The sequence below is a fragment of the Methylomonas sp. BG-2 genome (genome assembly GCF_057766305.1).
This window is the reverse complement of record NZ_JBYMAP010000154.1, coordinates 1-9779: the sequence shown is the minus strand read 5'-3', so window position 1 is coordinate 9779 and position 9779 is coordinate 1. Positions and strand designations below refer to the sequence as shown.

9 protein-coding genes and 1 pseudogene are annotated in these 9779 nt (G+C 55.0%); 4 read left to right on the top strand and 6 right to left on the bottom strand.

The features are described from left to right. The 4 genes and pseudogenes from AC3B8H_RS14610 to AC3B8H_RS14595 form a co-directional block, all read right to left on the bottom strand. A pseudogene (locus tag AC3B8H_RS14610) lies at window positions 1-133 on the bottom strand (NAD(P)H-dependent glycerol-3-phosphate dehydrogenase); the annotation flags it as partial. A 10-nt stretch (window positions 134-143) separates the two neighbouring features. Next, on the bottom strand, window positions 144-617 hold the full coding sequence (gene secB / locus AC3B8H_RS14605) for a protein-export chaperone SecB (protein ID WP_064028504.1): 474 nt from the start codon (window positions 615-617) through the stop codon (window positions 144-146). Window positions 618-640: 23 nt separating this feature from the next. Then, window positions 641-1078 carry a rhodanese-like domain-containing protein gene (locus tag AC3B8H_RS14600; protein WP_488442278.1) on the bottom strand — a complete coding sequence of 146 codons (438 nt, stop codon included), beginning with the start codon at window positions 1076-1078 and terminating at the stop codon, window positions 641-643. 32 nt (window positions 1079-1110) lie between these two features. Further along, complete coding sequence (locus tag AC3B8H_RS14595; RefSeq protein ID WP_488442277.1) at window positions 1111-1422, bottom strand: ArsR/SmtB family transcription factor; 312 nt, start codon at window positions 1420-1422, stop codon at window positions 1111-1113. Window positions 1423-1816: 394 nt separating this feature from the next. Between AC3B8H_RS14595 and AC3B8H_RS14590 the strand changes: the two genes are divergently transcribed. Together AC3B8H_RS14590 and AC3B8H_RS14585 are read left to right on the top strand one after the other, a co-directional pair. Then, window positions 1817-3052 carry a murein hydrolase activator EnvC family protein gene (locus AC3B8H_RS14590; protein ID WP_488442276.1) on the top strand — a complete coding sequence of 412 codons (1236 nt, stop codon included), beginning with the start codon at window positions 1817-1819 and terminating at the stop codon, window positions 3050-3052. Window positions 3053-3090: 38 nt separating this feature from the next. Further along, window positions 3091-4431 carry a S41 family peptidase gene (locus tag AC3B8H_RS14585; protein WP_488442275.1) on the top strand — a complete coding sequence of 447 codons (1341 nt, stop codon included), beginning with the start codon at window positions 3091-3093 and terminating at the stop codon, window positions 4429-4431. A gap of 104 nt (window positions 4432-4535) precedes the next feature. On the opposite strand, the gene AC3B8H_RS14580 is transcribed toward AC3B8H_RS14585, so the two are convergent. Both AC3B8H_RS14580 and AC3B8H_RS14575 read right to left on the bottom strand, forming a co-directional pair. Next, window positions 4536-4991 carry a DUF934 domain-containing protein gene (locus AC3B8H_RS14580; protein ID WP_488442274.1) on the bottom strand — a complete coding sequence of 152 codons (456 nt, stop codon included), beginning with the start codon at window positions 4989-4991 and terminating at the stop codon, window positions 4536-4538. Beyond that, entirely contained in the window at window positions 4978-6630 is a 1653-nt protein-coding gene (locus tag AC3B8H_RS14575; protein ID WP_488442273.1) for a nitrite/sulfite reductase, read from the bottom strand. The genes AC3B8H_RS14580 and AC3B8H_RS14575 overlap by 14 nt, the downstream gene beginning before the upstream one ends. A gap of 212 nt (window positions 6631-6842) precedes the next feature. Between AC3B8H_RS14575 and nhaD the strand changes: the two genes are divergently transcribed. Both nhaD and AC3B8H_RS14565 read left to right on the top strand, forming a co-directional pair. Further along, on the top strand, window positions 6843-8150 hold the full coding sequence (gene nhaD, locus AC3B8H_RS14570; protein ID WP_488442272.1) for a sodium:proton antiporter NhaD: 1308 nt from the start codon (window positions 6843-6845) through the stop codon (window positions 8148-8150). Window positions 8151-8191: 41 nt separating this feature from the next. Then, window positions 8192-9535: an AmpG family muropeptide MFS transporter gene (locus tag AC3B8H_RS14565; protein WP_488442271.1), complete on the top strand. Its 1344-nt coding sequence runs from the start codon at window positions 8192-8194 to the stop codon at window positions 9533-9535. Window positions 9536-9779: the final 244 nt, after the last annotated feature.

The following is a 9779-nucleotide window of genomic DNA, read 5'->3' as shown; positions in this document are numbered from 1 at the left end:
GATTGATACTTAAGTCGGCCGCATGCTGTGGATTGTGAGCCCACAACATGGCGGCACCGCCGTTTCTGGCGGCTTGAATCGCCAGGGCCGTTCCCCATGAACCGGCACCGAGTATGCTGATCGCGGGCGGCATTAACGCTGGCTTAGTTTAAGGTTTTGTCTTCAGGAGCTTGTTGAGCCTGAGCTTGTTGAAGTTGTTGCATATATAGCGCGTCAAAATTGACCGGAGCCAAAATCAATTGCGGGAAGCCGCCCTTGCTGACCAAGTCGGATATTACTTCGCGAGCATAAGGAAACAGGATATTCGGGCAGAAACTGCCCAACATCGGCCCCATTTCCTGATCAGTGAAGCCGGCGATCATGAAAATGCCGGACTGATTGACTTCAACCAAAAAAGCAGTGGCCTCGCCCACTTTGACGGTCACCGTCAATGTCAGCGACACTTCGTAAACCGAGGTGTCGATCGCATTCACATGAGTGCCGAGGTTCAAGTCGAGCGTAGGCTCCCATTTTTGGGTGAAGATTTTCGGCGCGTTGGGGGTTTCAAAAGAAATGTCCTTGGTATAAATCTTTTGAATGACGAACTGTTTGTCGGTCTGGGCGTTGATTTCGGCCATGAGTTTCCCTTCGGTGTTGTGGGTTAGGATTGGGTCTTGCTGATTTTGACCGGCAGCTTATAGTCTTCCCAGGACTGCATTCCGCCGGTCATATTAAATACTTGCTCGAAGCCCGCCTTGGTCAGCGTCTTGCAGGCCGCCGCCGAACGCGCACCGGTTTGACAGGTAACGATAACCGGGTGTTGCTTGTGCTTTTCCAGCGAAGCGAGTTTCTCCTCCAGCTTGCCCAATGGAATATTGATGGCGTTCTCGATGTGACTTTTGCCGAATTCATTCAGCTCCCGGACATCCACCACCACGCTGTTGCTGTTATCCATCTTGGTTACCGCAATCAGCGGGGAAATGTTTTCGTATTTATTGAACGAGTTGGAGAGCAAATCCTGGATCAGCAAAAAAATGACGCAGACCAGCGAAAAGGCAAGCAAGTAGTGGTTGGTGGCAAATTCGATATATTGGTCCATCGTTAAATTGAGTTAAAGTTTCGGAAAAGAATTCAAGTACTGCAAAACACGCTACGCATCATTTGGATCAGGTGTATGACGCGTTCGTCGTCGATGAAGTAGTAAACGCGATTTGCTTCCTTTTTATAATCAAGGATGCCTTTATCACGCAGAATGGCCAAATGTTGGGAAATATTGCTTTGACTGGTGCCCACCTGCTCCACAATATCCTGAACGCTGATTGAGTTGCTGCCCAACACGCATAGAATTTTCAGGCGTAACGGGTGAGACATCGCTTTCAGGCAACAGGCGGCGCGACTGATGTCCTTGTCGTCGTAGGAATTGCTGTGGTCTGTTTCTTCCATTGATACCGGAGTGAGCTAAGAGTTGGGCGGCAAGTCAGGTGCTTTTCAAGCGATGACACAATGTCTGTGCTGATATAATGTCGGCGCGCAAGCCCATGGCCTATCGCCAGGAATCGCAACAGTCAAAGGCGTGCAAATCTAACAGAGTGGGCCTTCGAATTCAATACCTTGGCTCATGGCCGCCAAAATATAGTCTGAACACAAATCCGTTGAATGGCGACGCAATTTTCCCCTAAAAATAAGTGGCCCATGAATGGCAAAGCGTAAAACCACGCGGATTTCGGCTCCCGCTTGCAAGTCAAGGAGCGAGCACGGTTTCTGTATCGGGACGAATCCGCCGAGCGCGTCCGTTTTGACGCGGACACCCCCTCCCGTTCCGGTAGCGGCTTGAGCCATGCGTATTTGCCTGCGTTTGTGCATTCTTCTGGCTGGATTGGGGCCGGTCATTCCGGTTTGCGCCGAGAACGCCGACAATCGCGACTTGGCACGGATCCAAGGCAAGATTCAAAACGTCGGCGAGGATGTGCGCGAACTGGAAGCGGAAAAAGGTCGATTGTTAGATCAGCTGCAAAAACTGGAACGGCAATATGGCGAGGCCGCGGACGCGTTGCGCTCCATTCGCCTGGAGATCAAGGCGCATGAGCAATCGCTGCAAGAGATTCGAACCAAGCTCGCCGACACTCAAAAGAATTTGCGTAATCAGGAAAAGGGATTGGCGGGATTGATCCGAGCGATCTATGCAATGGGCGGAGATGGCAAAGGCTTGCAAGTCGTGCTGAACCAGCGAGACCCGGCCCTGTCAGGGCGGATGCGCGTGTATTCGGACTACATCGGTAAGGCGCGGTTACAGAAACTGCAGGCCATCACGGAAGACAGTCGCACACTCAGGCAGTTGGAGGCGCGGAAAGACACGGAATCCCAACTGCTGCAAGTCGCGCTGGAAAAGAAACAGCAGGAAACCGAGTCCATGCTGGCACTGAAAGCTCAGCGCGAACAAGTGCTGGCGAGCCTGGACAAGGAGCATGCCGAGAAGCAGCATTTGCTGGCGCGCTTAATCGGTGACGAGAAAAAATTGCAGGCGTTGGTGGCATCGTTGCAAAAAACTGATGATAATGCCGAAAGAGTTTCCCCGCCAGCGCCGGAACCTCCGGCACCCAGCCCGCTCAAAAAGCCGGAAATGCCTAGGGAGCAGATTCGCTCCGCCAAGGAACCGGAAGCGGCGCGCCAACCCTTCTCGGAATTGCAAGGCCGCTTGCCTTGGCCCGTGCAAGGTGCGATCCTCGAGCGCTTCGGTTCACGGAGATACGAAACCGCCTGGGACGGCGTGGTCATCAGCGCGCCCGAGGGAGCCGACATTCGGGCAATCACTGCCGGTCGGGTTGTATTCGCCGATTGGTTGCGCGGTTACGGATTGATGATCATCATCGATCACGGACACGGTTATTTAAGTTTGTACGCGTTCAACCAAAGTTTACACAAGCGCGTCGGCGATCAGGTCAAGTCCGGCGACATATTGGCCTCGGTAGGACGCAGCGGTGGACGCTCTCAGGCATCGTTGTATTTTGGGATCAGGAAGCAAGGCCGGCCCGTAGACCCAGCACTGTGGTGCCGGAATCCGGCCAAGGGTTAACTATTTACAGGAATCAGGTCGTTGGAGTTTTTAAACAAATGTTAAATAACAGAAATCTTTTAATTTTACTGGTCGGCTTTATTTTGGGCTCGGCGATCAGCCTGTGCAGCAGCGTGTTGGCGGAGAAGCCCGCGCCGGCCGCCAAGGCCGACGACCTGCAATCGTTGCCGTTCGACGAGTTGAGGACGTTTACCGAAATCTTCGGTCGGATCAAACAGGATTACGTCGAACCGGTATCCGATAAAAAGCTACTGGAGGATGCGATTCGCGGCATGCTGTCCGGCCTCGATCCGCATTCGGCTTATCTGGCCAGCGAGGAATATAAGGAACTACAGGAAGGCACCACCGGCCAGTTTGGCGGGCTGGGCATCGAAGTCGGGATGGAGAACGGATTTGTCAAAGTGGTTTCGCCTATCGACGATACGCCCGCTCAAAAAGCCGGCATCAAGGCGGGCGATTTGATCGTGCGCCTGGATGACAAGCCGGTCAAGGGGATGACGCTGGCGGACGCGGTGAAAGTAATGCGTGGCGAGCCGGGTACCGACATCGTGTTGACGGTCATTCGCGAAGGCGAGGAAGCGCCGTTGAAATTTACGCTGACCCGCGACATCATCAAGGTTAAAAGCGTCAAAAACCGGTTGCTGGAGAAAAACTACGGCTATTTGCGAATCAGCAGCTTTCAATCCGGCACCGGTCAAGGCTTGCTGGACGCGCTGGACGAGCTGAAAAAAGAAAACGAAGGCCCGCTGAAAGGCTTGGTGTTGGACTTGCGGAATAACCCCGGCGGCGTGTTGAACGCGGCGGTCGATGTCAGCGATGCCTTTATCGAGTCCGGCCTGATCGTCTACACCGAAGGCCGGATCAAAAACTCTGAAATGCGTTTTAACGCGACGCCGGACGACGTTATTAACGGCGCGCCCATCGTCGTGCTGATCAACGGCGGCTCGGCTTCGGCATCCGAAATCGTCGCCGGCGCGCTGCAAGACCATAAGCGCGCAATCATCATGGGCGAGAAATCGTTCGGCAAGGGTTCCGTGCAAACCATACTGCCGACCAGCAATGGCGCGGCGGTCAAGCTGACAACGGCCCGTTATTTCACGCCCTCCGGCCGGTCCATCCAGGCGGAAGGCATCGAGCCCGACGTTACGCTGGCCCGCTTCAAGCTGGAAGCTTTGGATAAGGCCAAATTAGAGTCGATCAAGGAGGCTGATTTGACCCACCATTTGACCAACGGGAATGCGAAACCGGATAAAAAAGCGGACGAGGACGACAAGGACTTGTTACAAAAAGACGGCGGCGACACTGAAACCGAAGTGCGCGATTACCCGTTGCATGAGGCGCTGAATTTGCTGAAAGGCATCGCCATCATGAAGAAATAGACGGCGACGTAGCGTCACAAAAAACCCGGCTGGCCGCGAGGCCGCCGGGTTTTTGTTTGATTGCGAGCGGCGTTTAACCGTCCGCGCCAGTCGCAGGCGCGGGGTCAGCGAGCCGACAGTTGATAGGCAACGCTAAAGTCGTCAAGCGCTGCCAAGGCAACCTGGGTTTGCGCCTCGTCCGCGAGCGCGAAGGTATCAATGCCCACTCGGGACAGGTAAAAAACCTGGTCCGCCGAAAACTGGCCGACAGCCCTGATTTCTCCCTGGTACCCGTATTTATCGCGCAACAGTCGAGTCAGGGAAAAGCCGCGACCGTCCGTGAAAGCAGGAAAATTCACCTCGATCAGCGGCAGATTGGGCAAGTCGTCGGCGAGGTCGCCGATATCGTCGCCGGGCTCGATGCGCACGCCGGTCCGACCGACGCGGCCGGACAGGACGGCTTTGTCGTTCAGCCAGCGCTGGAGAGTCACGGTGACGTCGCTCTCGCCGGCGATCTCGGCATCGTCGGCGAGAAACCGCCAAGCGTCCGTGATTAATGTTCGGTCTTTAATGATTTGCATAAACTTTTGCTTTGAATGGTTCCAGGCCGACGCGGTAGACGGTTTGCAGAAAAGCCTCGTCTTCCTGACGCTGTTGTAGGTAAACATCGAGTATGGTTGTGATCGCGGCGGTGATTTGGGCTTTGGCGATCGCCGGCCCCAGGCGTTCGCCGATCGCGGCGCTATTTTCCGACGAGCCGCCCAGCGTGATTTGGTACCACTCCTCGCCATGCTTATCGACACCCAGAATACCGATGTGTCCCACGCTTTGATGGGCACAACCGTTCATGCAGCCCGACATGTTGATTTTCAAATCGCCGATGTCATGAATGTAATCGATATCATCCAGGGCTTCGTTGATTTCTTTCGCGACACCGATCGATCCCGCATTGGCCAGCGAGCAAAAATCCAACCCAGGGCAGCAGATCATGTCTGTGACGGTGCCGATATTCGGCGTGGCCAGCTTGAGGCCGTCCAAATGCCGCCAGAGCTCATGGAGACTGGCTTGCTCAACATCGGCCAACACCAGATTTTGTCGGTGAGTGCTTCTGATTTCACCAAAGCTGAAACGATCGGCAAGGTCGGCCAGCGCGTCCAACTGCTCCGCCGTAACATCGCCGGGCGGCGAATCCGGCGCTTTCAAAGACACGTAAACCCCGCGATAGCCGGGAACTTTGTGTTCGACGGTATTGTGCTTGACCCACTTTTCAAAACGGCCGTCCTCGGCTTGCATTCTCAAAAAGTCGGCATCGTCGCCGGCGAAATCACGGTAGGGCGGCGGCGCGAATTGAGCTTTGATTTCCGCGATGCGTTCGTCGCTGAGCACCAAAGAATCGCGGATTCTCAGCCATTCCGCCTCGACCATCGCGGTGAATTTCTCCAGCCCGGTTTCCTTGACCAAAATCTTGATGCGGGCCTTGTATTTGTTGTCGCGGCGACCAAACAAATTGTAAATCCGCACAATCGCTTCCAAGTAGGACAGCAAATGCCTTTTCTCCAGAAAGCCTTTGACGGTTTGACCGATAATCGGCGTTCTGCCCAAGCCGCCGCCCGCCAAGATTCTAAATCCGACTTCGCCCTGCTCGTTTTTTATCAGGTAGACGCCGATGTCGTGAAATTGCACGGCGGCGCGATCATGGCCAGCGCCACTGACGGCGATTTTGAATTTGCGCGGCAAATAGGCAAACTCCGGGTGCAGAGTCGTCCATTGCCGGATAATTTCGCAATAAGGACGCGGATCTTCGATTTCGTCCCGACAAATGCCGGCTAGATGATCGGATGTCGTGTTGCGCAGGCAGTTGCCGCTGGTTTGAATCGCGTGCATTTGCACGGTCGCTAGCTCGGCCAGCAAGTCGGGTACTCGGGAAAGTTCCGGCCAATTGTATTGAACGTTTTGGCGTGTCGTGAAATGGCAATAGCCGCGATCGTAATCGCGCGCCACCGACGCAAGTTTGCGCAGCTGCTTTGCCGACAGCAAGCCATAAGGCACCGCGACGCGCAACATCGGCGCATGCGTTTGAATATAAAGGCCGTTCATCAGGCGCAACGCGCGAAACTGATCGGGGTCCAGTTCGCCGTTCAAAAAGCGTTCGGTCTGCCCCCGAAACTGGCGGACCCGCTCTTCGATAAGTGTTTGATCTCTTTGATTGTATTGATACATTTAGATGGGTAAATCGCTTTACTGACTGATTTGATAGGTATTTGAATATTATACTCGCTGGGATTAAATGACAAAGAATATTGTATGGTGGTACCATGCCCGGTTAGATTTTTCCACTTTTGATAACGACTAGAAATACAGAGGATAAGGGGGCTATCTTGTTGCGCGCACTGTTGATTTTGGCCGGTTTGTTGTTCCTACCGGAACTCGCCATGGCCGAAGAATTTAAGAATCTAGGCCTGACCGGAACCGAGCGGGGCATCTATACCGTTCTGATTTTCCTGGTTGCCTACGGCTTCGTGATGGCCGAGGAATTTACCCATTTGCGTAAATCCAAGCCGGTCATCTTCGCGGCGGCGGTCATTTGGGCGCACGTGGCCATCTTGGCTCACGACGCCGGCGTATCCGGCGAGGAACTGCACAGCGCGTTCGAGCACGACCTGAAGGAATACGCCGAACTGATGCTGTTCTTGCTGGTGGCGATGACTTATATCAATACCATGGCCGAACGTAATGTGTTCGAGGCGTTGCGGTCCTGGTTAATCAGAAAGCAATTCGGTTACAAGCAGTTGTTTTGGATTACCGGCATCATCACGTTTTTCCTGTCCTCGGTGGCCGACAACCTGACTTCGGCGTTGTTGGTCGGCGCCGTGGTGATGGCGGTTGGCGCGGATAACGAAAAGTTCGTTTCTGTCGGTTTCGTCAACCTGGTTATCGCCGCGAATGCCGGCGGTGCGTTTTGTCCGTTCGGCGACATTACCACCTTGATGGTTTGGCAAGCCGGGTATGCCGAGTTTTTCGATTTCTTCAAGCTGTTCATTCCTTCGGTCGTAAATTTCGTGGTGCCTGCGTTTTTCATGGCGCAAGCGGTACCCAACGGGCAACCGGAAGCAACCAACGAAGCCGCGGTTCAATTGAAACCCGGCGGCTGGGTGGTTTGCGGCTTGTTTGGTATCACGATCGGCTTAGCGGTCAGTTTCAAGCAGTTTCTGCATTTGCCGCCGTTCATGGGCATGATGGCGGGCCTATCGATTTTGATGTTGTTCATTTATTACATCAAAGTTCGCTTCGCCTCGGAAGACGAAGTACGTCTTGACGTATTTGACCGGGTCAAAGAAGCGGAATGGGATACCTTGTTGTTCTTCTTTGGCGTGGTATTCGCGGTCGGCGGCCTGGGTTACATCGGCTATCTGGAGCTGCTGTCCGCCGCGATGTACGACGGCTTGGGCCAAACCACCGCCAACATTCTGGTCGGCGTCATTTCGGCTGTTGTCGATAACATTCCGGTGATGTTCGCGGTGTTGAACATGAACCTGGACATGGACTTGTACCAATGGTTGCTGGTGACATTGACGGCCGGCGTCGGCGGCTCGCTGTTTTCGGTTGGTTCGGCGGCCGGCGTGGCGCTGATGGGCCAGTCCAACCACAAATACACCTTCTTCAGCCACTTGAAATGGACGCCGGTGATCGCCGCCGGTTATGCCGCTAGTATCTTGACGCACTATCTGATCAACGGCTAAATGCCGTCGGTCGGATTGACGTTGTAAACCAAGGAAAGCGCGTGTCAAATACTTCCGGTAGTTGGCACGGCGCTTTTTTTGTTTATACCCGGCCGCGAGTCGCGGCGATGATCTTTCTCGGATTTTCGGCCGGCCTGCCTTTTTCGTTGATTTCGACCACGCTCTCCGCTTGGCTGGCCGACGAACACGTCGACTTGTCGGTCATCGGCTACTTCAGCTTGGTCGGCGTCGCATATTCCGTCAAAGTGTTGTGGGCGCCGGTGGTCGATCATCTGCCGCTACCGTTCTTGGATAGTTGGCTGGGGCGGCGGCGTAGCTGGATATTGTGCGCGCAAATTGGGATTGCGGCTGGACTTTGTGCGATTAGCGGTGCCGACGTGGTTGGTCACTTGGCGGATGTCGCATTGTTGGCCGTGTTAGTGGCTTTTTGCTCGGCGACCCAGGATATCGCCATCGACGCCTATAGAATCGAGGCGGCCGCGGCCCGCTTTCAAGGCGCGATGGCGGCCATGTATGTGTTCGGATACCGCTTGTCGCTATTGGCCGCCGGTGCCGGCGTTTTTTATATCGCCGAATTCGCCAGCTGGCGCTTGGCTTACCAAGTGATGGCCGCGTCGATGTTGTTGGGCATTCTCACAACCCTGCTGGTCAAAGAGCCTGCTCGCGACCCAGCTTCCGGAGAGCGGCAGCTGGAAGCCTCGCTCGAAACGGCGCTGGGAATTGCCGATGGATCGTCGCCGCTGAAGCGATTGGCGGCTTGGCTGTCGGACGCGGTACTCAGTCCGTTTGTCGAGTTTTTTCAGCGAAACGGCAGAACCGGCTTACTGATATTGGCGCTGATCGCGGTTTACAAGATGAGCGATATCGCGATGGGCGTGATGGCAAACCCCTTTTACCTGGAACTGGGTTTCAGTAAAAAGGACATTGCCGACGTCAGCAAAATTTTCGGCTTTTTCATGACCATACTCGGCACATCGTTGGGCGGCGTCCTGGTGATGAAGTTCGGCATCATGCGGCCGCTGTTGCTCGGGGCCGTGATTGTCGCGGCCACCAATCTGCTGTTCGCCGCATTGGCGGTTGTCGAACCGGATACCCGCTTATTGGCGGGCGTAATCAGTGCCGACAACCTCAGTGGCGGCATTGCCTCGGCGGCTTTCATCGCCTACCTGTCCAGCCTGACCAACACGGCCTACACCGCCACCCAATACGCATTGTTCAGCTCGTTGATGACCTTGCCAGCCAAATTAATCGGCAGCATCTCCGGCGAAGTGGTCGCACAGTTCGGCTACCACGCCTTTTTCGTATATTCAGCCGTAATCGGTCTGCCGGCGGTCGTGTTGGTGCTGGTGCTGATGCGCTCCCCGGTGACCAGCCCCGACGACTGAACACTTGGGAGGCACGGGCGATTCAAGTCAGCCGGCCGTAGCCACTCTTGAGATCGGCCAATGATCGGCCGGCGCAATCCGCTTTCCCGCACTGAAAGGATCGCCCCCCAGACAACTTGGCTTGCATTGAAAGAACCCGGCTAGTCGCGCCGGTAAACAACTCCGCAGCCATTCGGCCTGTGCGGCCGCAAGCCCGGACGAAATGCCAATGCGCTCAGGCCGTACCGGATAAAACCGTTCATCC

Excerpts from the sequence above, each read along its gene's own strand:
- secB (WP_064028504.1), bottom strand. The coding sequence starts at position 617 with ATGGCCGAAATCAACGCCCAGACCGACAAACAGTTCGTCATTCAAAAG.
- AC3B8H_RS14600 (WP_488442278.1), bottom strand. The coding sequence starts at position 1,078 with ATGGACCAATATATCGAATTTGCCACCAACCACTACTTGCTTGCCTTT.
- AC3B8H_RS14595 (WP_488442277.1), bottom strand. The coding sequence starts at position 1,422 with ATGGAAGAAACAGACCACAGCAATTCCTACGACGACAAGGACATCAGT.
- AC3B8H_RS14590 (WP_488442276.1), top strand. The coding sequence starts at position 1,817 with ATGCGTATTTGCCTGCGTTTGTGCATTCTTCTGGCTGGATTGGGGCCG.
- AC3B8H_RS14585 (WP_488442275.1), top strand. The coding sequence starts at position 3,091 with ATGTTAAATAACAGAAATCTTTTAATTTTACTGGTCGGCTTTATTTTG.
- AC3B8H_RS14580 (WP_488442274.1), bottom strand. The coding sequence starts at position 4,991 with ATGCAAATCATTAAAGACCGAACATTAATCACGGACGCTTGGCGGTTT.
- AC3B8H_RS14575 (WP_488442273.1), bottom strand. The coding sequence starts at position 6,630 with ATGTATCAATACAATCAAAGAGATCAAACACTTATCGAAGAGCGGGTC.
- nhaD (WP_488442272.1), top strand. The coding sequence starts at position 6,843 with ATGGCCGAAGAATTTAAGAATCTAGGCCTGACCGGAACCGAGCGGGGC.